The organism is Herbaspirillum sp. ST 5-3 (genome assembly GCF_004804275.1).
Classification (GTDB): domain Bacteria; phylum Pseudomonadota; class Gammaproteobacteria; order Burkholderiales; family Burkholderiaceae_D; genus Noviherbaspirillum.
Genome location: NZ_STGI01000005.1, coordinates 45,806 through 67,540 on the forward strand (window position 1 = coordinate 45,806; position 21,735 = coordinate 67,540).

A 21,735-nucleotide genomic window follows, 5' to 3' on the forward strand; every position below is an offset into this window, starting at 1 on the left:
TGGCGGGTGCAAACAATCCCGATTACCTGGACGGCCGCTTCATCTGGCATGAAGTCGGCTGCGTGGCGACATAGGCATCGATCTTCTTCTCGGTCTTCCAGCCATAGCCGGTATTTTCCTGATCGTACTTCACATCCTTGCCGTTGATCCTGGTCCAGGTATTGATGTAGATCGGTTGTTGCAACTGGTGGTCGGCCTTGCGCATTTCGACTTCGCCATTGAGCGTCTTGACCTTCATGCCTTCCATGGCGAAGGCGACCTTGACCGGGTCGGTGGAGCCAGCTTCCTTGATCGCCCTGGACATCATCGTAATGGCGCTGTGGGTCGACATCAGCCAGTAGTCGTCGTTGAACTTCTTCTTGAATGCATCGGCAATGTCCTTGCCGACAAAGGCTTCGTTGTTGATGTTCCAGTAGCTGACGTTCTTGACGTGGTCCGCGCCGGCGGAGCCCATGGCGAGCGGCACGCCGGTCGTGTAGGCGGTGTAGGTATAGAAATTCGCTTTCAGGTCGGCATCCTTGGCCGCCTTGATCAGCAAGGCCAGGTCGGCGCCCCAGTTCCCGGTGATGATGGAATCCGCGCCGGATGCCTTGATCTTCGCAACATAGGGAGAGAAATCCTTGACCGTGGCAATCGGATGCAGGTCGTCGCCGGCGATCTGGATGTCCGGGCGCTTGCGCCGCAGGTATTCCTTCGCCGCGCGGCTGACCTGATGGCCGAGTGCGTAATTCTGCCCGATGATGTAGACCTTCTTGATGTCAGGATTCTTGGCGATGAAGCTGGTGAGCGCTTCCATCCGCATGTCGGAATTCGGTTCGAAGCGGAAGTGCCAGAAGCTGCACTTGCTGTTCGTCATGTCGGGATCGAGCGCGGCGTAGTCGAGATAGACGATCTCCTTGCCGGGATTGCGTTCGTTGTGCTTGTTGATCGCATCCATCAATGCCAGCCCGACGCCGGAGCCCGCGCCTTGCGCAATGTAGCGATAGCCCTGGTCGATGATGGCCTTCAACTGGATCAGGGATTCCTGCGGACTTCCCTTGTTGTCGAAGCCGACGATCTCGAAGGTATTGCCGGGGCCGGCCCACTTCTGCTGGTTGGCGATGTCGGCGACAATCTGCCAGCTGTGCAGCGCATTCTGCCCGGGCGGCGCGAACGCGCCCGAGAGCGGATCGATAAAGGCGATCTTGACATTGTCGGCCTGCGCCGCGGGAGCCGCCAACGCGGCGCCAAGGGAAATTGCCAGCGCAAACCGGCGGATTGGGTTCTTCATGTTTCTTGCCTCCTGAGTTATGTCATTTTTTTAGACCAGCCTACGCGGCAGTGCGTCTCGCCTCGTCGTATAAATCCTTCTTCGACAGCTTGCCCACCGCAGTCTTTGGCAGCGCGTCGCGGAACTCCAGCGCCTGCACCATCTCGTGCTTGCCGAGATAGGGAGCGAGGAAATGCTTGAGTTCTTCAAGCGAGAAGGGCTTGGCGCCTTGCTTGAGCGTGATGAACGCCTTCGGATGCTGGCCGCGGTAGGGATCGGGCACGCCGATCACCATGACCTCGGCCACGGCCGGGTGCCTGTAAATGGCTTCCTCGAGATTGCGCGGATAGACGTTGAAGCCGCCGCAGAGAATCATGTCCTTGATGCGGTCGACGATCCACAGCGAGCCGTCCTTGTCCATGTAGCCGACATCGCCGGTGCGCAGGTAGCCGTCGGCAGTCATGACTTCGGTCGTCGCATCCGGACGTTTCCAGTATCCCTTCATCACGTTCGGGCCCGCGATGCAGATTTCGCCGCGCATGCCATAGGGCACGAGGTTCGAGGGATCGTCCACGCTGGCGAAACGGATCCGCACGCCCGGCAGCGGGACGCCGCAGGAACCCGCCTTGGTGGCACCGTTGCGCGGCGTGTTGGTGCCGACGCCGCATACTTCGGTCATGCCCCATCCTTCCTGCAGACGGCAGCCGGTCAGCTTCTCGAAGCGCTGATGCACTTCCAGCGGCAATGGCGCGCCGCCGGAATTGCTGAATTTGAGCGAGGAAAGGTCGAAGGCCTCGACGCCGGGCAGGCCGTTGATGGCGGTGAACATGGTCGGGACGCCGAAGAAGAGCGTCACCTTCTTCTCCGCGAGCTCGCGGACCGCCTGTTCCAGCTTGAAGCGCGGATGCAGGATCATCAAACCGGCCACGCGGATGCCCAGCAGCATATTGAAGGTGAGCGCATAGATGTGGAACAAGGGCAGCACCACCAGCAGACGTTCCGCGCCCTCTTCCAGCCCGTTCTCTCCGCTCAGGGACAGCAAGGCCTGGCTGCAGCCCGCCGTCAGGTTGGCGTGCGTGAGCATCGCGCCTTTCGACAGTCCCGTGGTCCCGCCGGTGTATTGCAGAACGGCGACATCGTTGTCAATGTCGGATGGCGAGACGGCACGATAAAGGCCGTCGTTGTTGCAGAGCTGCGCGAAGCTGATGCAGTGCCCGCCCCATGCCACCTCGGCGCATTCCTCCATGTCGGCCTCCGGCTGGCGCGAGGCGTCGCCCAGTTCCTGCATGGTTCCCACCACGATGCGCTTCAGGCCGGTCCTGCCAAGCAGCCGCTCGGCGGTCGGATACAGTGACTTCAGATCGAGCGTGAGCATGATCTCGGTTCCGCTGTCGTCGATCTTGTGCGCGATGACCTGCTCGGCGTCCAGCGGCGAGTAGTTGACGACGATGCCGCCGGCCTTGAGGATCGCGAAGAAACCGATCACATAGTGCGGCGTGTTCGGCAGGTAAAGCCCGACGCGCACGCCCGGCTCCACGCCCAGCATCTGCAGGCCTTTCGCCGCGCGGTCGACCAGTTGCAGCAATTCCCGGTAACTGAAGCGCCGACCGTGGAATTCGATCGCATCCTTGTCCGGGTAGCGCGCGGCGGCCTGTTCCAGAATCTGCTGGATCGGCATGGTCTCGATCTCGGCGTCCCATCGCGCATTGGACGGGTAGTTCGCAAGCCAGGGCATGTCTGACACTTTCATCTCCGCATACTGCTTCAGCCCGTGCCGGCGCTGCGCGCGTGGTGCACCGGGCCGGTTGACAGCAATGCTCCCTCGCCTGCGCAAGCCGCGCCCTGGGGAGCTTTCATGTTTGTGAAGCGCCAAGCTTAAGATGCGGCGCGCGGCGAATCCAATGATTTCGTTCGATGGAGCGATATGCATGCTGTGCATATCGCGTCGACAGTTGTCAGGAGGAAGTTGTTTCGGCGGATTCAGTGGACTCCGTGGACTGCGCGCTGTGCCCCTGCACTTCAGCCATGGTCAGCAGGATCTGTTCGCGCAGCCACCGGCATGCGGCGTCGCTGTCGCTGCTGATGTTCCAGTACAGGAACAATTCGAGATGCGGCACGGGAAAGGGCACCGGGAGCAGCTGATTTTGAACCGATTCGTTGGCCATGCTGGCGAAGCTGAACGGCATGGTCATCAGCATGTTGGTGCGGCTGACGATGCGGCAGGCGGCGCCGTAGTGCTCGCAGCGCAGTCGCACATGGCGCGTGAGGCCGCAGCGGCGCAGCGCCATGTCTTCCGCACTCAGTCCGCGCCGGCGCGAAGACACCTGGATGTGTTCCTGGCCCAGATAGGTATCGAGGTCGATCTTGCCACGGACGTCGGGATGGCCGCGGCGCGCCATCACGATCATCGGCTCGGACAGGATGGGTTTGAGGTTGATCGTCGGCGGCATCGGCAGCAGCAGGTCGACCGCGAGATCCAGCGATCCTTCCAGCAGGGCCGGTTCCACCCGTCGCCGGTCGCTGTAGAGGGTCGCGACCTCGATGCCGGGCGCGACCGGGCCGATGCGCTCCATGAGCAAGGGCAGCAGCAAGGAGTCGAAGGGATCTCCCATGGCGACAGTGAAGCGGCGCCGCGTGGTCGACGGGTCGAAGTGGACCGTGCGATGGAGCGTTCCTTCCATACGTTCGAGGGCATTGCGCACGTCGAGGATCAGAGCGCGTGCCAGCGGTGTCGGCTCCATGCCCCGGCTGCTGCGTTCGAACAGCGGATCATCGAACAATGTGCGCAGGCGCGCCAGCGCGTGGCTGACCGCCGGTTGCGACAGGTTCAGTTTGCGCCCTGCCGCGGTGATGCTGCCCAGCGTGAAAATCGCTTCAAAGACGACGAACAGATTGAGATCGACACGAGAAAGGTTCATGCTGCCATCCGCTGGTTCGCGACGGTTTCTACGGCTTGCACCTTGGGCGAGCGCCGTCGCTCCCCTCTAGCCTTGTTTTTCGACATTTGACGCCTTGCCTCCCAAGCAACTGCGCTGACAGGCGGATGTCCTGTTCGCTGTGTATTGTGCCGCAGCACCGAAAAACCTGCTGGGAGCATGCCAAAAAGCAAACGTCGTGCGGCAATTGTCATTATATGCACAATCTGCATATGTTGTGGTTTCCCGGCACTGTCGGCAGGTTTCGTACAGCTGTCCTGTGTCGCGCAGGGGGCGCCAGGCTGTACAATTCCCATACAGAAATAACGCGTGGACAAGCATGCTGAACGACACCGGCAAACGAATCGGTCACGCCTTCATTATTTTGATCGCTGTCGCATCCGCGGCCTACTTGTCCTATACCATCAGCCGCAAGGACGGGATCACCGACCTGAAGCAAGAGGCCGCATACCGTCTGGAACTCTCCAGCGCAAACCTGTTCGCGCCGACCGACAAGTTCAGCTATCTGCCGGAAGTCGTGGCCAGCCACCCGACCATCGTTGATGCGCTGCAGCATGAAAGTGATCCAGCCGCGCTTCGTCGGGCAAATCTTTTTCTCGAGCAGACCAACAGCAGCGCGAAATCCGCGGTGATTTACATCCTGGACAAGAAGGGACGGGTGATTGCCGCCAGCAACTGGCAGGAGCCGGAGAGTTTCGTCGGGCAGGACTACGCCTATCGTCCCTATTTCCAGGACGCCCTGGCAAACCAGAGCGGCCGATTCTACGGCATGGGCACCACCAGCAGGCGTCCTGGGTATTACCTGTCCCAGCCAGTCAGCATTGCCGGCAAGGTGATCGGCGTAGCCACCGTCAAGATCGACATGAGCGATATTGACCAGGGCTGGCGCAAGAGCCGGGAACAAGTCGTGGTGGCGGACGACAACGGCGTCATCTTTCTCAGTTCGCTGCCGGACTGGAAGTACCGCCCGCTGCATACATTGTCTGAAGCTGCCGAGAAAACGCTTGAACACACCCGTCAATACGAGACGGTATTGAAGCCGCCGCTACCCATGAGCCTGGTCGAGCGCTTTCCGAGCGGCGAACAGATCGTCAGCGTAAGCCAGGGCGATGACGCCGCAAACGAACCCCCGGTGCGCTATCTGCTCAAGTCCGGCACGATTCCCGGCTCCGACTGGAGCCTTCACGTGTTCGTGCCGATGGCGCAGGTCAATGTCGTCGCAACGCGGATCGCGCTCCTCACCGCCGGCGCGCTCTCCCTGCTGGCGCTCTCGCTTCTGTCTTTGAATCAAGTGCTGGAGCGGGCTCGCGAGCGCGAAAAATCGCGGCTGGCGCTGGAAGGTGCGCACCAGGCACTGGAGCAAAAACATCTCGAACTGCAAAAACTGAGCGAAGAACTGCGCATCACCTCGATCACCGATCCGCTTACCGGCGCGTATAACCGGCGATTCTTCTTCGAGTCGGTCCCCAAGCTCGTCAGCGCCGCCAATCGGCACGGTTTTCCCCTGTCCTTCATCACCATCGACGCCGATCACTTCAAGCGCATCAACGATATGTATGGACATCCGGCCGGGGACAAGGTGCTGCAGATGCTGACCACCGTGTGCAAGGAATCCCTGCGCGAAGCGGACGTGTTTGCGCGCTTCGGCGGCGAGGAATTCATCATGGCGCTGCCTAATACCGGCGCGGAGGAAGCGCGGACCGTTGCAGACCGGCTGCGTATCCTGGTGATGGAACGTCCGGTGGAAATCAAAGGCGACCTGCTGAAAATTACTGTCAGCTGCGGTGTATCGCAGTACCGCGCAGGGGAGCCAAACGCCGATCCGGCCTTGAAGCGCGCCGATGACGGTTTGTATCTCGCCAAAAGCAACGGCCGCAATCAGGTCGCGGTGTGTTGAGCCCTCGGGCAGGCGGAAATCTCCTGCTCTCTGGACTTCTGCAACTCTCAAGGCAATAAAAAAGCGCCCGACGTCGTTCGACGTGAGGCGCCAATTTCCCGCTTCGTGAAGGCGTGGGCGGTTCAGGCGTGGATGGCCGCGCCGCAGTATGCGCTCTGCTCAGCCTGCTTCGCGGCGGCTTTCTTGCCCGCAGCCGCGCCGCAATAGGCCGCCGTTTCTGCATGCTTGCCGACTGCGGCACCACAATAGGCTGTCGCTTCAGCCTGCGGCTGCGCAGGCTTGGCTGCTGCTGCGCCGCAATAAGCAGTCGCTGCTCCGCAATAGGCGGACGTTTCCGCCGGCTTGCCGGCCGCCGCACCACAGTAGGCACTCGCTGCTCCGCAATAGGCGGACGTTTCCATTTGCTTCCCGGCTGGCTTGCCGGCGGCAGCGCCACAGTAGGCGGCCGTCGCTCCGCAGTAGACAGTTTCTTCAGCATGCTTCTCGGCCGGTGTGCCGACTGCAGCGCCGCAGTAGGCAGAAGTCTGGTCGGCAGCAAGTCCGCAATAAGCGGCATTCCCGCTGCCAGGCACGCCGAATTCCTGCTCGTACAGGCGACGCGTCGCGTCTGCCGCTTTCACCTGGTTGGCTGCGTCTTCCTCTCCGCGCAGCCCGAAATAGGGGTAGTGATGAAGGAAATACCCAAAAACCTTGTCGCAGTCTTCGGCATATTTCATGGTATCGAGAATGTGGGCGTGCCAGAACTTGTCGACGTTCACGCTCGGGACGATGCTCTCCTCAGGAAATTTCACCACCAGCGAGAGGAAGCGTTTGTATTCCTGCTCGTAATGGTCGGCTTTCGCCTGCGTCCACCCGTATCCGTCCTCCTTGCTCATCAACTTGAACTTGATCGGATCGAGATCCAACGCAAAAATCGCTGCGACCGTTTTTTCTACTGCCATTTCAGTATTTTTCTTCATTGGTGCCGCCTTTCAATAACGATTAATGGAGACGTCACGCAGATGAAGCTTCGCATGCTGTTGCTTTTCCTCATCAGCGTGCGATTTACTCTAGCACAACAAAATATTGTCATACTTGTAACTTTATTGATCCAAGTCAAATTGGATACGCACCGGCTTTCGAATAGGTCATGATGCCGGTTACAAGGAAAACAGCGTTCATTGCGCCCTTGGCAAAGGTTTCGAGAAAAACAAACCGGAGGGAAAAAGTTATACACTCCGGTTTCGGCCAGCCCTGAAAGAATCGCAACTTTCGTGATGAAAGCTCACCCCTTTCCGCCACGGGAATGGTTTTCAAGCTTATCGTTGAGCAACAGAGTTTTTGATCGCCAGATGCGCATTTCCAAACGATTTTTCAAATCCCTTTTCTGTTCCACCGCGTGGTGGGCGGGATTGGCGATTTCGCTGGCGCTCTCGGTGCTGACGGCCAAGTCCGTCGACGAAAGCAACGAAACGCATTTTTCCTATCAGGCAAACAATGCGCAGCTCGCCATCAAGGCACGCATCCAGTCGTACATCGACGTGCTGCGCGGCGTCAGCGCCCTTTTTTATACAAGTGATCGGATATCCCGCGAGCAGTTTCACGCGTATGTCGAAAAGTTGAACCTCGAGCAGAGCTTTCCCGGAATCAAAAGCCTGAACTTTGCCCCGCGCGTGCTTGCGAAAGACAAGAAAGCCTTCGAGGCAGCCGTTCGCAATGACACCAGCATCGATCCGCAGGGCTACCCGGACTTTGCAATCAGTCCGGCGGGAGAACGAAGTGAATATCATGTGCTGACCTATCTCGAACCGATCGAGAGCAACCGCGTCGTGCTCGGTTCTGACATGTGGGCGCGCCCGGCAGTCGCAAAAGCGCTCGCCGCCTCACGCGACACGGGCCAGGTCACTTCTTCCGGCAAGCTGATTCAAATCAACGGCCCGTATCACCATATCGGCCTGGCGATGCGCATGCCGGTTTACCGGCGTGGCATGCCGCTCAACAACGTCGAGCAAAGGCGCGCCGCCTATTTCGGTTCGGTCGGAGCGGGCTTCGACGTGCGCATGCTGATGCTCGGTGCCGTCGACAAGAGCACGATGAACTATCTGCGCGTGCGCCTCTACGATATCGGACGCAACGACGAGAACCTGGCTCCAGGGACCACCGACCCGGCGCGCCTGCTGTTCGACAGCGCGGCACCGACTGGCGACAAGCACGCCCAGCCGCCTTCACTGACCGGCAATCTCTTTGTCAAGCGGGTGATCATGCCTGTCGGGCCGCGCATTTGGGAGGCAGAGTTCACGGCCAACAAGGCGCAGATGGCGGACGGATACGACTCCTATCTGCCCTGGCTGGTGCTGGCCGGCGCCCTGACCAGCACTGTACTGTTGTACTCCATCTATTATTCGCTGATGACCGCGCGTCGTCGCGCGGTCGAGCTGGCGCAGGAAATGACCAAGGACTTGCGCAATAGCGAGGCCAGCCTGGCCGAGGCGCAGCATATGGCGCACCTGGGAAGCTGGGTGCTGGAGCCGGGCAGCGGCAAGATGAACTGGTCGGCCGAGACCTATCGCATCTTCGGCGTCGATCGCCTGCTGGACGAGCCGCACTATGAATTTTTCCTGCGCCACATCCACGCGGAAGACCGCCACAAGGTGCGCGCCGGACTCGACCATTCGATCATCACCGGCGAAGAATTCACACTGGAGCATCGCATTACGCTGGCGGATGGCACGGTGCGCTGGGTGCAGACGATCTCGCGCCTCGGGCATGACGATCGCAACATGCTGCTGCGCGGCACCATCATGGATATCTCCGAACGCAAGCATACGGTCGAGGCGCTGAAGCGTTCGCAGGAGTTGCTGCGCGAATTGACCGCACACCAGGATCGCGTGAAGGAAGACGAGCGCAAGCGCATCGCCCGCGAGATTCATGATGAGCTGGGACAGACGCTGCTCGCCTTGCGCATCGATGTGTCGATGCTCGACGCGCGCACCGGCAAGACGCATCCCAGGCTCAATGAAAAGGTGCGCGGCGCACTCAATCATCTCGATGCGACGGTCAAGACGATTCGCACCATCATCAACAATTTGCGCCCCGCGGTGCTCGACCTCGGCCTGACGGCAGCGATCGAATGGCAGGTCGCCGAATTCCGGCGCCGCACCGGCATCGCCTGCGACCTCATCATCGGCGACAAGGAGTTCGTGGTCGACGACACGCGCGCCACCTCCCTGTTCCGCATCCTGCAGGAATCCCTGACCAATGTGATCCGCCATGCCAACGCGACGCGCGTGCTGATCGAGCTTTACCAGGAAGACGACCGCCTGGCGATGACCATCATGGATAACGGCGTGGGCATCTATCCGGAAAACCGCAAGGCGGCCAATTCCTTCGGACTGGTCGGCGTGGAGGAGCGCATCAATGCACTCAACGGCGAGTTCCGCATCCAGAGCGCGCCCGGCAGAGGCACCACGCTCACCATCTATATTCCGCTGGAAACGGAAGACGAGACGCTCGACTCCGCCCGCTTGCTCAACAGCGTGGAATAAGAGCTATTCCGCGCCCTTGCGCAGTAGGTCGACGCGCATCGGCGCGTGGAACAAGGCGCCCTCCGGCGTGACATGCCGCTCGAATCTCGTGCGCACTTCTTCATACAGTTCCGGCGACAGCACATGGCTGGTATGCGTCACCTTCAGGACGGCGCGTTCGAATTGCGCGAAGTCCTGGTAGCGTACCGGCGCCTGGAAGAAGATCTGCCGGATCAATGAGAGTTGCCGCGTTTCGACCGCGCGCCGGATGGCCGCGAAAGCCGCCTTGCGCACCTCTTCTTCATCATGAAACAGGCGCAGGATGTCGTTGAATGCGCCGGCAAAGATCGGCTCGGAAAGATAGGCCAGACCGCCCGGCTTGAGTACGCGGCGGATTTCCTGCAAGGCGCGATCCATCTTTTCCATCGGCACGTGATGCAGCGACTTGAACATCATCACGATGTCGAAGCTGGCATCCTCGGCCGGAATATCCTCCGCGCCACCGAGCGCAAAGCGGACATTGGGCAGGTCGGCGACCTGCATGTTCTTCTCGTGCTGGACGCGGTCGACCTCCAGCGCCAGTATCGACGCCGCCCTGCCGCCCTGCGCGATGAGGCGCGTCTTTTCTCCCTTGCCGCAGCCCAACTCCAGCACGCGCGCGCCTTGCGGCAGCACCTCGTTGACCAGCTGCATTTCGTCGCACACAAGTTCGATATGATCGGGAGCAAGTTGCATCGTATCCTCTATCTCTGAAACTTCACCAAGCGGCATGGCACGCAATAACATGCATGCCATCCACCCGGTATTTTACTTGTAGCCTAGGGCTGCGGCTTCCTTATACACCGCATCGATCAGGTCCTTGCCGATGCGGCCGGCCATTTCCTTGTGCACCGGCTGCAATGCCTTGCGCCACTCCGCCTTTTCCTTGTCGTTCAGCGTGTAGACCGTGGTCTTGCCGGATTTCTTGATCGCTTCCAGCGCCGCATCATTGTCAAGCTGGGAAATCGAGTTAGCGTATTTGGTCGCGCCGCGCATCGCTTCTTCCAGTTGCGCGCGAATGTCGGGCGGCAGGCCGTCCCAGAACTTCTTGTTCACGATCACGGCATAGCCGATATAGCCATGGTCCGAGACGGTCAGGTGCTTTTGCACTTCATGCATCTTTTGCGTGTAGACATTGGACGGCGTGTTCTCGCCGCCGTCGACCACGCCGGTCTGCATCGCCTGGTACACCTCGGAGAACGCCAGCATCTGCGGATTGGCGCCGAGCGCGCGCATCTGCGCGTCAAGCACCTTGGACGACTGGATGCGCAACTTCAGGCCCTTGAAATCGGCCGGCGTGTGCATCGGCTTGTTGGCGGTCATCACCTTGAAACCGTTATCCCAATAAGCCAGCCCGGTGATGCCCTTGGGTTCCAGCTTCTTGAACAGATCCTTGCCGATCTGGCCTTCGGTCACGCGGTACAGCACGGCCTTGCTCGGGAAGATGTACGGCAGGTCGAACACCTCGAATTCCTTCGCGCCCAGCGGCCCGAATTTCGATACCGACGGCGCGAGCATCTGCACTGCGCCGAGCTGCAGCGCCTCCATCTCTTCCTTGTCCTTGTACAAGGTGCTGTTCGGGTAGACCTCGACCTTGACGCGGCCGTTGGTGAGTTTTTCAGCCAGTTCCTTGAAGCGGTCTGCGCCCTTGCCTTTCGGCGTATCGTTGGCCACCACGTGGCTGAACTTGATCACGATGGGTGCTTGCGCCATGGCGCTTCCGGACAGCGCAAGCGCGGTCACGGCAATCAGTGTCAAACGGGTTTTCTGCATTATCGTCTCCTTCGTTATTGAAATACCGCTAGCGTCTTTCCACTTCGCTGACAATCTCCTCGGCCTTGCGGATCACCGGGAGATCCACCATCTTTCCGTCCAGTGCAACCGCCGCGCCTTGCGCATCGGCGGCTACCTGCAACACGCGTCGCGCCCAGGCGACGTCTTCCTCGCTCGGCAGGAAATGCCTGTTCACCCTCTCCACCTGCTTCGGGTGAATGCACAGCTTTCCGCCGAAGCCGAGCCGGCGCGCGCGTTGCGTGTCTTTGCGCAATTGCTCGGGATCGTCGAGGGCAGTGGTCACGCCGTCGACCGGCGGCTGAATGCCGGCGACGCGCGACACCAGGACCAGTTGCGAGCGCACATACAGCAATTCATCGACATCGCCGTCGATACCGGCATCGAGCTGGAAATCGATCGAACCGAACATGAGCCGCTGCACGCCGGGCGCCGTCGCCAGAGCGTGGGCATTCCATACGCCTTGTGCTGTTTCGATCAGCGGCAGCACGCGCTTTGCGCCCGCCGCGACCAGTTGCGCGATGTCCTGCGGGTTCTCCGCCTTGGGCAGCACGATCCCGGCCACACCGGGCAAGTCGCACAGGACGAGATCGTCCGCAAACCATTCGCTCGCCGCGCCATTGACGCGCACCAGCACCGGATGAGAAGGCGAAACCCAGGCTGCCACGGCGGCGCGCGCCGCCTGCTTGCCAGCGGGCGGTACGGCGTCCTCAAGGTCGATAATCACCGCATGCGCGCCGGCGGCACATGCCTTGTCGAAGCGCTCGGGACGATCGCCGGGAACGAAGAGATAGGAACGCGCCAGGGTCTTTTTCATGCTTTGTTCGCCCTCACGCAAAGAAGCGCTCGATCTTGCCCGGCTGCGCCAGGTTCCAGATGCGCCGGAACACCGCGCCCATCTCGTCTTCCGTCGCGGCATGACTGAAGTCCGCAAGATGCAAGGCCTTCTGCTCCAACTCTTCGCGGCTCAGCGTGTTGCCGGGGTCGCCCTTCGGCTCGTCGACGCGGCCATGCAAGCGGCGGCCGTCGACCGTCTCCACGGTGACTTTGCCGATCCAGCGCACCGGATAGGCGCTATCGACTTCGCTGTCGAGCTCCATGTGCACCTTGCCGCGGAATTCCGCGATGCGCGGGTCGTTATAAGCCTCCTCGAATTCCTTCAGCCCGGCGCGCTGGAATTGTGCAATCAGGCCGAGCACGGTTCCCATCGAAAACTTGGCCTGATGCACGGTCTGCGGGTTGACGACCGGACCGAGCACGTCGATCGCTCCCTGATGCACATGCGCGGTGACGCGCGCGACTTGCTGCGGCGCCAACTGGTGCTGCTGCATCACCTGCAGCAGCGCGTCGGCGGCCGGATGCGTATGACGGCAGGATGCATGGAACTTGAAGGAGGTTTCCGCCAGTGCCCAGCGTTCGCCGAGGCGATCCGTCAGTCGCGCCGGATCGGCATCGCTCGACATGCCGGCCGCCATGCCCTGCTTCCCTTCGAGAATATGTTTGGCGCCAGTGAAGCCATCCTTGGCAAGATAGGCCGCCATCAGTCCGGATGTTGCCGCATGCGCCGTGTGCAACTGCTTGGAATCGGCAGCGTCACGCAGGAACTCCCATAGTCCGGCGGCTTGCGTGCCTGCGGAACCAATTGCGTCGAGCATCTGCTCGGGCGTCAATTGCAGCAGGCGGCCGACTGCAGCAGCGGCCGCGACGCTGCCGGCCGTGCCGGTGGTATGGAAGATCCGGTAATGCGAGCGGCCGAGAAATTCGCCGACGCGGATGCCAACTTCATAGCCCGCCACCGCAGCGACGAGCAGATCGCGGCCGGAGCAGCCGAGCGATTGCGCGACCGCGAGCGCCGGCGGAAACACGACGGTCGCCGGATGAAATACCGAGCCGTTATGCACATCATCCTGCTCGACAAAATGCGATGCGGCAGCGTTGACCATGGCCGCGAACATTGGCGTGGTGCGGCGGCGCGAGATCAGCACTTCGGACTCGCCGTTGCTCGATGCCATCTGCAGGGCAAAGCGCTCAATGATTTCCACTGGCCGCGCGCCCTTGCCCGCCAATGCGGAGCCGAACCAGTCGAGGAACAAGTCTTCCGCGCGGCGCAACACATGCGCGGGGATGTCTTCAAAACGCAGGGTGGCGGCGAAGGCGGCAAGCGATTTGCTGGGGTGATTGCTCATGCGGTTACTTTCCTTGTTCGATGTGTCTGTCCTAGATCGCCTTCTCTTGCTTCAGTGCGGCAATCGCCTTGTCGTCATAACCCAGCTCAGCCAGGATCGCCTCGGTGTGCTCACCGAGTGCCGGTACGGCATCCATGCGCGGCTCGTACGCGTCGGGAACGCCGGGCGGCAGCAGCGCCGGAATCTTTCCGGCCGGTGTATCCACCTCGACCCAGCGCTGGCGCGCCTTCAGTTGCGGGTGTTGCCACAGGTCGTGCATGTCGTTCATGTGCGCGTTGGCGATCTGCGCGGCGTCGAGACGCTCGATCACCTGTTCCGCGGTCAGCCTGGAAAATACCTCGACGATGATCGCGCGCAGTTCGGCGCGTGCCGCGCTGCGGGCGGAATTCGTGAAGAAGCGCGGGTCCGTCGCCAGCGCAGGCTGCTGCAGCACCTTGTCGCAAAACACCATCCATTCGCGTTCGTTCTGAAGACCGAGCATCACCGTCTTGCCGTCGCCGGTCGGGAACGGGCCATACGGGTAAATCGTCGCGTGCGAGGCGCCCGCGCGCGGCGGCGGCTCGGCGCCGTCGTAGGCGTAATACAGCGGATAGCTCATCCACTCGGCCATGCCTTCCAGCATGGAGACGTCGATGTGGCAACCGCGTCCGGTCTTGCCGCGCTGGAGCAATGCCGCGAGGATGTTGGTATATGCGTACATGCCGGCGGCGATGTCGGCAATCGAGCAGCCTGCCTTGGCCGGTTCGTTCTTCGATCCGGTGATCGACAGGAAGCCCGCCTCGCTCTGGATCAGCAGGTCGTAGGCTTTCTTGTCGCGGTACGGGCCGTCGTTGCCATAGCCGGAAATGTCGCAGACGATCAGGCGCGGAAATTTTTCCTGCAAGGCTTCGTAGGACAAGCCGAGCCGCTCGGCAGCGCCGGGCGCGAGGTTCTGCACCAGCACGTCGGCCTCGCGCAGGAGCTTGTCGAGGATGACGCCGGCTTCCAGGTGCTTGACGTCGAGCGTCAGGCTTTCCTTGGAGCGATTGGTCCAGACGAAATGCGAAGCAAGGCCGTGCACGCGGGTATCGTAGGCCCGCGCGAAGTCGCCGACGCCGGGGCGCTCGACCTTGATCACGCGCGCGCCGAGGTCGGCCAGTTGACGCGTGCAGAACGGCGCGGCGATTGCATGTTCGAGAGTGACGACTGTGATTCCATCAAGTGGTCGCATGCTGACTCCTCAGAACGAACGCGGCAATCCAAGCACGTGCTCGGCAACATAGGACAGGATCAGGTTGGTCGAGATCGGCGCGACCTGATACAGGCGGGTCTCGCGGAACTTGCGTTCCACGTCGTATTCGCAGGCGAAGCCGAAGCCGCCGTGGTATTGCAGACAGGCGTTGGCCGCTTCCCAGGATGCGTCGGCCGCCAGCATCTTCGCCATGTTCGCTTCCGCGCCGCAGGCCTTGTGCGCGTCGAACAACTGGCAAGCCTTGAAGCGCATCAGGTTGGCCGCTTCCAGGTTGACATAGGCTTTCGCGATCGGGAATTGCACGCCCTGGTTCTGTCCGATCGGTCGGCCGAACACCATGCGCTCGTTCACGTACTTCGTGACCTTGTCGATGAACCAGTAGCCATCGCCGATGCATTCGGCGGCGATCAGCGTGCGTTCCGCATTCAAGCCGTCGAGGATGTACTTGAAGCCCTTGCCTTCCTCGCCAATCAGGTTCTCCGCCGGAATTTCAAGATTCTCGAAGAACAGCTCGTTGGTCTCGTGGTTGACCATGTTGAGAATCGGCTGCACCGACAGCCCCTTGCCGATCGCGTCATGCAGGTCGACGATGAAGATGGACATGCCTTCCGATTTCTTCTTTACGTCCGCCAGCGGCGTGGTGCGCGCCAGCAGGATCATCAGGTCGGAATGCTGCACGCGCGAGATCCACACCTTCTGCCCGTTGACTACATAGCGGTCGTCCTTCTTCACCGCCACCGTCTTGATCTTTGTGGTGTCGGTGCCGGTGGTCGGCTCGGTCACCGCCATCGATTGCAGGCGCAGTTCGCCGCTGGCGATCTTCGGCAAATACTTGCGCTTCTGTTCTTCCGAACCGTGGCGCAGCAGCGTGCCCATGTTGTACATCTGGCCGTGGCAGGCACCGGAGTTGCCGCCCGAGCGGTTGATCTCTTCCATGATCACCGAGGCCTCGGTCAGGCCGAGGCCGGAGCCGCCGTATTCCTGCGGAATCAGCGCGGCCAGCCAGCCTGCCTTGGTCAGCGCATTGACGAATTCCTCGGGATAGCCGCGCGCCTCGTCGATCTTGCGAAAATATTCCGCCGGGAATTCGGCGCACAAATCGCGCACCGCATCGCGTACATCCTGGTATTGATCAGTCGCTTGCAACATCGATTCTTTCCTTTGATTCAATTCTGTACTTGCACGAGCGTCGCGCTCGCATCCATGGTCAGCGCGCCCGTCGCATCCTTGGCCCACAACAGCACCGTCTTGCCGTCGTTGTCGAGCTTGCCGCACACGAAAAACGGCGCGGTGTCGAACAAGGGCTTGATGGCGCGGAAAGAGAACTGTGCGACCACAGCCTCCGGCAGGTTGCGCCGCAACAGGTCCATCAGCAGGGTCGCGATCAGCGGTCCGTGCACGACCAGACCTGGATAACCTTCCACTTCCGTCACATAGCGACGGTCGTAATGAATGCGATGGCCATTGAAGGTCAGCGCGGAATAGCGGAACAGCAGCACGTCATCCGGGCGGATCTCGCGCATCCAGTCGTGATCGTTGCGCGCCGCAATCGGCTTCGGTGCCGGATCATCGGGTTTCGGATTGTCGCGATAGACGATGTCATGTTCTTCCGTCAGCGCGACGCCGTCGGCATTGCTGATCTCATGGCGCACCAGCACGAACACCAGCGGGCCGGTGCGGCCTTCCTTGTAGCTGACGTCAACGATGCGCGACTCACGCGTGATCGCATCGGCCAGACGCAGCGGATGATGGAATTGCAAACGACCGCCCGCCCACATCCGGCGCGGCAGCGGCACCGGCGGCAGAAATCCGCCGCGCGCGGCATGTCCATCCGGCCCGAGCTCCGACTGGCGATGTACCGGCAGGAAATACAGCCAGTGCCACAGCGGCGGCAGCGCCTCACCCTTGCCCGGCGGCGCGTCGTCCCGATCGAGAGTCGCCGACAAGGCCGTGATCGGCGTACGGGTGATTTCATCGTGATACGTCTCGGTCCGGCCGAGCCATTCACGCAAATATGGCATGTCCATGAGCGTGTCGATTGCTGTCAATGGTTGGGAATGGGCGAGCGCAAAAGCGCCCCGCCGCTGGAATTCGTGCCTTTCATCATGACAATCGACGAAGAAGCGCGGATTGACGAAAGGACAGGCTTAGTCTGAAGGAAGTGCCCCAGGGGCACAATTTGGAAATCCGAAAGGCGGACTTTGGCTGGGATTAACCCTAGGGAAGGAAAAGAAAAAGCAGGTTGTCAAAACACAAAGAAAATGAAGACGCCATCAGACTCACGCCGCGCAAAGAGGCTGTTGCCTTTCCCGCTGTGAGCTGCCGGCAAATGGGGCGCCGAAGTGGATAAAGAAGCGAAACATGTTTGAGCCGAAGGCGAGTTGGTTTCGCTTCCCGCTTCGGCGCCCCATTTGCCGGGAACCCCGAAGGGGCATCTCACCGCGGTCGCCTTTCTTTGCTTACTTTCTTTGGCGAAGCAAAGAAAGTGAGCGGCCGCCGGGCCGCCCCCGGCAAGTCACAACGGAGAAAACAAGGCATTGCATCACCGAAGAGAGACAAGAAGAAAGAACGCCAGTGAAGGCCGAAACCTCATTCCCCCTGCCTCTCACTATCCTCCACCAGCATCTCCACCAAATCCCGCGCAAAATGCGGCAACAACTGCATGCTCCTCACGCAAATCTGCAACTTCCGCAACGCCCACTCATCGCTCAACTGAACGATCCGGATCGCCATCGTTTTCGCATGCCTCCGCGCCGCAGACTCCGGCAGCATGCCGATCCCCACATTCGCCTCCACCATCCGGCAAACCGCCTCGAAGTTGCCGACGCGAATGCGCGTCTTCATCGTCCTGCTCAATTCATCCGCCGCACGGTTGACGAAGGCATGGATCGCACTCGACTCGTGCAAGCCGACGTGATCGTAGTCCAGCGTATTCTCGAAGCTCGTCACATTCAAATGCGCCAGCGGATGCGCCAATGCGGACACCAGTACCAACCGGTCTTCGCGATAAGGCAGCACCTCCAAACCTTCGGTACGCACATTGCCGGCAACGATACCGATATCGGTCTTGCCTTCGCTCACCGCGCGCACGATGTCATGGCTGAGTCGCTCGCGCAAATCGACGCTGACATCAGGATGGCTCGCAAGGAAGGCCGGCAGTATCGCCGGCAGGAATTCGGTCATCGCCGTGGTATTCGCAAACACCCGCACATGGCCTTTCATGCCTTGCGCATATTCCTGCAGCTCGCTGCGCAGGTATTCGAGCTGCTGCAGGACCAGGCGCGCGTGATGCAGGAAAGCCTGCCCCGGCGGCGTGAGCGTGACGCCCTGGCTGGTGCGGATCAGCAGCTTCGCGCCAACGCTGTCTTCCAGGTTCTTGATGCGGGTACTGGCTGCCGGCAGCGACATGTGGGAACGTTCCGCGCCGCGCGTGAGGCTGTTTTCCTCGGCGATGTTGGCGAACAGGCGAAGGTCGGTCAGATCAAAATGGATGGCCATGGAAAATGAGGGATGATGTCATCCGGCTCTGAACTTGCGATTGGCAATACCGGTATTTTGTCACAGCCGTGCGAGCAGCAATTGCGCCAGCTCTTCGTAATTCAGCAGGATCGGATTGGTGCGCATGCTGCCGCCGCGGCAATTCTCGACTACCTTGTCGACCTGTTCCGCACTCATGCCGAATGCGCTGAGACGCGGCAGCTTCAGACGTTCCGCCCAGGAATGCAGAAGGCGCACCAGCATGTCGGCAGCGGCATTGTCGTCATTGCCTTGAACGCCCGACAACAGGCGCCCGACTTGCGCATATTTTCTCAGGGTGCGCGCATGCGGGTCGCGCGCGCGCAGTGCATGAATGTTCACCGCCGTCGCTTCCGCGACCAGCGTGCCGCAGGCGACGCCGTGCGGAATCGGAAAGTAGGCGCCCAGCGGTGCGGCCAATCCGTGCACCGAGCCGAGGCCGGCCTGCGCCAGCGTGATTCCCGAGAGCAGCGAAGCGTAGGCAATGGAAGACAAGCCTTCGCACCGATGCGGGTGCGCAGGGTCCCATGCTGTCCAGAAGCCATCTCGAAATGCTTCCAGCCCGGACCAGGCAAGCGCGTCGGTGAACGGGCTGGCGTTGAGCGATACATAGGATTCCAGCAACTGCGTAAAGGCATCCATGCCGTTGGCCGCGATCAGATTCTGCGGGCAGGATGCGAGCAGGTCAGGGTCGACAATCGCGACGCGTGCCACCAGCGCATCGTGGCGGAAGGATTTTTTGAAACCGGTATCGCCTTGCAGGCTGAGCACGGCATTCTTGGTCGCCTCGCTGCCGGTACCGGCGGTGGTGGGCACGGCGATGAAAGGCAGCGCAGGACCTTCATAGACCATGCCGTGGCCGACGCCCTCCAGATAGTTCATCACGGAATGTCCGCTGATCAGCAAGCCCGCGATGGCCTTGGCCGCATCCAGCGCACTGCCGCCGCCGACGCCGACCACGACCTGAATCCCGGCCTTGAGGTATTTCGCCACAGCCTCATCCACCAGGTGCGGCGAGGGCTCCTGGGTCACCTGCAGCCATTCCCACGCGATCCCTTTTGCTTTCAACGCGTCCTGCAACTGCTGCCAGTGCGGCGTGGACACGAATGACCTGCCGCCAGTCACCAGCAAGGCTTTGCTGCCGTACTGTGCGGCGACCTCGGCGGTTTCCTTCAAGCGCCCGGCGCCGAAGCGAATTTCGGGCAGGCGGGCAACGGAGAATGTCGGAATGGCTCTCATCGGTTTCTGCGTAGGGCTTGGGCAAGAATGGCACTATAGCAGGCTGTTGAAACGCAGGCTGTCGAAACGCACGAATCGCTTTCGAAAGGCTTGACACCTTTGCCTCCCTTGACTTAGATTGGTCGAATGTTCACGTCGCAGACCATCCTTCTTTCCTGCCTGGCAGCTCGCTCCGAGCTGGGTCTGCTACTGCGCGTCCCGCGCGCATAAAACTTCCCCCTTCCCTGTCGGCCCTCTGTGCACCTGTTCCAGAAACAGGATGCAAGTTCTTTGTCCAACTTTTGCGAGAAATGCCATGTACCTCTTTCATCCTGCTTTGATCACGCTACGACTACTGCCCGGTTGCCAGGCCACGCGTCCGTGGCAGCCTGGCAGCCACTTCGCCACCACCAGTCAAATTTATCGAAGTTGAATGCAATGGAGAACCGCATGTTGAAAAATCCCGCAAGCAAGTACCGATCCTTTTCCCCGATCAAACTCACCGACCGCACCTGGCCTGACCGTGTCATCAGCGCACCGCCGATCTGGATGTCGACCGATCTGCGCGACGGCAACCAGGCCCTGTTCGAGCCGATGAATGTCGAGCGCAAGATGCGCATGTTCCGCACGCTGGTTGCCATCGGCTTCAAGGAAATCGAAGTCGCCTTTCCGTCCGCCTCGGACACCGATTTTGCCTTCGTGCGCAGCCTGATCGAGAACAATGAAATTCCCGCCGATGTCACCATCGAAGTGCTGACGCAGGCGCGCGACCATCTGATCGAACGCACCATGGAATCGCTGCGCGGCGCGCGCCGCGCCATCGTCCATCTGTACAACGCGACCTCGCCGAATTTTCGCGAAACGGTGTTCGGCCTCGACAAGGCGGGCGTGAAGGAAGTCGCCGTCAGCAGTGCGCAACTGATCCGCCAACTCGCCGCACAGCAGCCTGATACGGAGTGGATTTTCCAGTACAGCCCGGAGACTTTCAGCGGCACCGAACTGGAATTCGCGAAGGAAGTGTGCGACGCCGTCGTGGACGTATGGGACGCGACGCCGCAACGCAAGGTGATCATCAATCTGCCCGCCACCGTCGAGCTGGCAACGCCCAACATCTATGCCGACCAGATCGAGTGGATGCATCGGCATCTCGCGCGCCGCGATTCCATCGTGCTGAGCGTGCATCCGCACAATGACCGCGGCACTGCCGTGGCGGCCGCCGAACTGGCGGTCATGGCCGGCGCCGACCGGGTCGAAGGCTGCCTGTTCGGCAACGGCGAACGCACCGGCAACGTGGACCTCGTCACGCTCGCGCTGAACCTGTACACGCAAGGCGTGCATCCCGGCCTCGACTTCTCGGCCATCAATGAAGTCGCGCGCACGGTCGAGCATTGCACCCAATTGCCGATTCATCCGCGCCATCCCTATGTCGGCGACCTGGTGTTTACCGCCTTCTCCGGATCGCATCAGGATGCGATCAAGAAGGGCTTCGCCGTGCAAGCGCCGGATGCGGTGTGGAATGTTCCCTACCTGCCGATCGATCCGGCCGATCTCGGGCGCACCTACGACTCCATCATCCGTGTCAACAGCCAGTCCGGCAAAGGCGGCGTTGCCTATCTGCTGGAAGCGGAATACGGGCTGGCGATGCCGCGCCGCCTGCAGGTGGAATTCAGCAGCGCCGTGCAGAAGCTGACCGACATGACCGGACAGGAAGTCAGCGCGCAGGATATCTGGACCTTGTTCCGCGAGGAATACCTGGAGTCGGTCGAGCCGCTGCGGTATGTGAGCCACCACTTGTTCGAACATGCGCAGCAGCAGGGCGTGGAGCTGACGGTGAAACTGTTCGAGCAGGAAATCACGCTGCGCGGCGAAGGCAACGGCCCGATCGACGCGCTGCTGCATGCCTTGCGCGTTCCCGCCAGACTGCACGCCTATGAAGAACGGGCAGTCGGACACGGCGCGGATGCGACTGCGGTTGCCTATGTGGAAGTCGTGGCGGATGGCATGCCGGGCAGCACCTTCGGCGTCGGCATGCACCAGAACATCGTCACCGCATCCGTCCTCGCCGTGATCAGCGGCATCAATCGTGCGTACGGCAAGCTGGAGCAAGGCGACAAGGCCGGATTCTTCCGGGTGCCGCAGGCAGCCTAAACGAAGCTGGGGCAGGAGACG

At 61.0% G+C, this 21,735-nt stretch carries 17 protein-coding genes; 3 read left to right on the forward strand and 14 right to left on the reverse strand.

Translation table 11 applies throughout. The annotated features are described in order from the left end of the window. Positions 1 to 22: 22 nt before the first annotated feature. From E6W33_RS11765 to E6W33_RS11775, 3 genes are all read right to left on the reverse strand, one after another. Positions 23 to 1,270 (reverse strand): branched-chain amino acid ABC transporter substrate-binding protein, encoded by a 1,248-nt coding sequence (locus E6W33_RS11765; RefSeq protein WP_136417512.1) that lies wholly within the window; start codon positions 1,268 to 1,270, stop codon positions 23 to 25. A gap of 40 nt (positions 1,271 to 1,310) precedes the next feature. After that, positions 1,311 to 2,999, reverse strand: a complete 1,689-nt coding sequence (locus E6W33_RS11770) for a long-chain fatty acid--CoA ligase (RefSeq protein WP_247869623.1) — start codon at positions 2,997 to 2,999, stop codon at positions 1,311 to 1,313. Positions 3,000 to 3,204: 205 nt separating this feature from the next. After that, complete coding sequence (locus E6W33_RS11775; protein ID WP_136417513.1) at positions 3,205 to 4,167, reverse strand: LysR family transcriptional regulator; 963 nt, start codon at positions 4,165 to 4,167, stop codon at positions 3,205 to 3,207. A gap of 337 nt (positions 4,168 to 4,504) precedes the next feature. Between E6W33_RS11775 and E6W33_RS11780 the strand changes: the two genes are divergently transcribed. Continuing rightward, entirely contained in the window at positions 4,505 to 6,082 is a 1,578-nt protein-coding gene (locus E6W33_RS11780) for a sensor domain-containing diguanylate cyclase (RefSeq protein ID WP_136417514.1), read from the forward strand. 122 nt (positions 6,083 to 6,204) lie between these two features. Here the strand turns inward: E6W33_RS11780 and E6W33_RS11785 are convergent, their stop codons facing one another. Then, positions 6,205 to 7,041 (reverse strand): hypothetical protein, encoded by an 837-nt coding sequence (locus E6W33_RS11785; RefSeq protein WP_136417515.1) that lies wholly within the window; start codon positions 7,039 to 7,041, stop codon positions 6,205 to 6,207. 136 nt (positions 7,042 to 7,177) lie between these two features. Then, a complete protein-coding gene (locus E6W33_RS27015) occupies positions 7,178 to 7,378 on the reverse strand; it encodes a hypothetical protein (RefSeq protein WP_168798617.1) in 201 nt (66 codons plus the stop codon). Positions 7,379 to 7,413: 35 nt separating this feature from the next. On the opposite strand from E6W33_RS27015, the gene E6W33_RS11790 reads away from it, so the two are divergent. Continuing rightward, positions 7,414 to 9,606, forward strand: a complete 2,193-nt coding sequence (locus E6W33_RS11790; RefSeq protein WP_168798618.1) for a CHASE domain-containing protein — start codon at positions 7,414 to 7,416, stop codon at positions 9,604 to 9,606. Between the two features lie 3 nt (positions 9,607 to 9,609). Here the strand turns inward: E6W33_RS11790 and E6W33_RS11795 are convergent, their stop codons facing one another. The 9 genes from E6W33_RS11795 to E6W33_RS11840 all read right to left on the reverse strand — a co-directional run bounded on the left by E6W33_RS11795 (position 9,610) and on the right by E6W33_RS11840 (position 19,587). Continuing rightward, entirely contained in the window at positions 9,610 to 10,320 is a 711-nt protein-coding gene (locus E6W33_RS11795) for a class I SAM-dependent methyltransferase (RefSeq protein WP_136417517.1), read from the reverse strand. A 72-nt stretch (positions 10,321 to 10,392) separates the two neighbouring features. Further along, a complete protein-coding gene (locus E6W33_RS11800; RefSeq protein WP_136417518.1) occupies positions 10,393 to 11,397 on the reverse strand; it encodes a TRAP transporter substrate-binding protein in 1,005 nt (334 codons plus the stop codon). Positions 11,398 to 11,425: 28 nt separating this feature from the next. Continuing rightward, positions 11,426 to 12,232 carry a CoA ester lyase gene (locus E6W33_RS11805; protein WP_136417519.1) on the reverse strand — a complete coding sequence of 269 codons (807 nt, stop codon included), beginning with the start codon at positions 12,230 to 12,232 and terminating at the stop codon, positions 11,426 to 11,428. A 13-nt stretch (positions 12,233 to 12,245) separates the two neighbouring features. Next, on the reverse strand, positions 12,246 to 13,601 hold the full coding sequence (locus E6W33_RS11810; protein ID WP_136417520.1) for an MmgE/PrpD family protein: 1,356 nt from the start codon (positions 13,599 to 13,601) through the stop codon (positions 12,246 to 12,248). A gap of 31 nt (positions 13,602 to 13,632) precedes the next feature. Next, positions 13,633 to 14,811 (reverse strand): CaiB/BaiF CoA-transferase family protein, encoded by a 1,179-nt coding sequence (locus E6W33_RS11815; protein WP_136417521.1) that lies wholly within the window; start codon positions 14,809 to 14,811, stop codon positions 13,633 to 13,635. A gap of 9 nt (positions 14,812 to 14,820) precedes the next feature. Further along, complete coding sequence (locus tag E6W33_RS11820; RefSeq protein WP_136417522.1) at positions 14,821 to 15,981, reverse strand: acyl-CoA dehydrogenase family protein; 1,161 nt, start codon at positions 15,979 to 15,981, stop codon at positions 14,821 to 14,823. 17 nt (positions 15,982 to 15,998) lie between these two features. After that, the gene (locus E6W33_RS11825; RefSeq protein ID WP_136417523.1) at positions 15,999 to 16,859 is read right to left on the reverse strand and encodes a MaoC family dehydratase N-terminal domain-containing protein; all 861 of its coding nucleotides are present in this window, start codon (positions 16,857 to 16,859) and stop codon (positions 15,999 to 16,001) included. 562 nt (positions 16,860 to 17,421) lie between these two features. Then, entirely contained in the window at positions 17,422 to 18,330 is a 909-nt protein-coding gene (locus E6W33_RS11835) for a LysR substrate-binding domain-containing protein (RefSeq protein ID WP_136417525.1), read from the reverse strand. A 60-nt stretch (positions 18,331 to 18,390) separates the two neighbouring features. Then, a complete protein-coding gene (locus E6W33_RS11840; RefSeq protein ID WP_136417526.1) occupies positions 18,391 to 19,587 on the reverse strand; it encodes an iron-containing alcohol dehydrogenase in 1,197 nt (398 codons plus the stop codon). Between the two features lie 429 nt (positions 19,588 to 20,016). On the opposite strand from E6W33_RS11840, the gene leuA reads away from it, so the two are divergent. Further along, positions 20,017 to 21,714 carry a 2-isopropylmalate synthase gene (gene leuA, locus E6W33_RS11845; RefSeq protein WP_136417527.1) on the forward strand — a complete coding sequence of 566 codons (1,698 nt, stop codon included), beginning with the start codon at positions 20,017 to 20,019 and terminating at the stop codon, positions 21,712 to 21,714. Positions 21,715 to 21,735: the final 21 nt, after the last annotated feature.

Excerpts from the sequence above, each read along its gene's own strand:
- E6W33_RS11765 (WP_136417512.1), bottom strand. The coding sequence starts at position 1,270 with ATGAAGAACCCAATCCGCCGGTTTGCGCTGGCAATTTCCCTTGGCGCC.
- E6W33_RS11770 (WP_247869623.1), bottom strand. The coding sequence starts at position 2,999 with ATGAAAGTGTCAGACATGCCCTGGCTTGCGAACTACCCGTCCAATGCG.
- E6W33_RS11775 (WP_136417513.1), bottom strand. The coding sequence starts at position 4,167 with ATGAACCTTTCTCGTGTCGATCTCAATCTGTTCGTCGTCTTTGAAGCG.
- E6W33_RS11780 (WP_136417514.1), top strand. The coding sequence starts at position 4,505 with ATGCTGAACGACACCGGCAAACGAATCGGTCACGCCTTCATTATTTTG.
- E6W33_RS11785 (WP_136417515.1), bottom strand. The coding sequence starts at position 7,041 with ATGAAGAAAAATACTGAAATGGCAGTAGAAAAAACGGTCGCAGCGATT.
- E6W33_RS11790 (WP_168798618.1), top strand. The coding sequence starts at position 7,414 with ATGCGCATTTCCAAACGATTTTTCAAATCCCTTTTCTGTTCCACCGCG.
- E6W33_RS11795 (WP_136417517.1), bottom strand. The coding sequence starts at position 10,320 with ATGCAACTTGCTCCCGATCATATCGAACTTGTGTGCGACGAAATGCAG.
- E6W33_RS11800 (WP_136417518.1), bottom strand. The coding sequence starts at position 11,397 with ATGCAGAAAACCCGTTTGACACTGATTGCCGTGACCGCGCTTGCGCTG.
- E6W33_RS11805 (WP_136417519.1), bottom strand. The coding sequence starts at position 12,232 with ATGAAAAAGACCCTGGCGCGTTCCTATCTCTTCGTTCCCGGCGATCGT.
- E6W33_RS11810 (WP_136417520.1), bottom strand. The coding sequence starts at position 13,601 with ATGAGCAATCACCCCAGCAAATCGCTTGCCGCCTTCGCCGCCACCCTG.
- E6W33_RS11815 (WP_136417521.1), bottom strand. The coding sequence starts at position 14,811 with ATGCGACCACTTGATGGAATCACAGTCGTCACTCTCGAACATGCAATC.
- E6W33_RS11820 (WP_136417522.1), bottom strand. The coding sequence starts at position 15,981 with ATGTTGCAAGCGACTGATCAATACCAGGATGTACGCGATGCGGTGCGC.
- E6W33_RS11825 (WP_136417523.1), bottom strand. The coding sequence starts at position 16,859 with ATGGACATGCCATATTTGCGTGAATGGCTCGGCCGGACCGAGACGTAT.
- E6W33_RS11835 (WP_136417525.1), bottom strand. The coding sequence starts at position 18,330 with ATGGCCATCCATTTTGATCTGACCGACCTTCGCCTGTTCGCCAACATC.
- E6W33_RS11840 (WP_136417526.1), bottom strand. The coding sequence starts at position 19,587 with ATGAGAGCCATTCCGACATTCTCCGTTGCCCGCCTGCCCGAAATTCGC.
- leuA (WP_136417527.1), top strand. The coding sequence starts at position 20,017 with ATGTTGAAAAATCCCGCAAGCAAGTACCGATCCTTTTCCCCGATCAAA.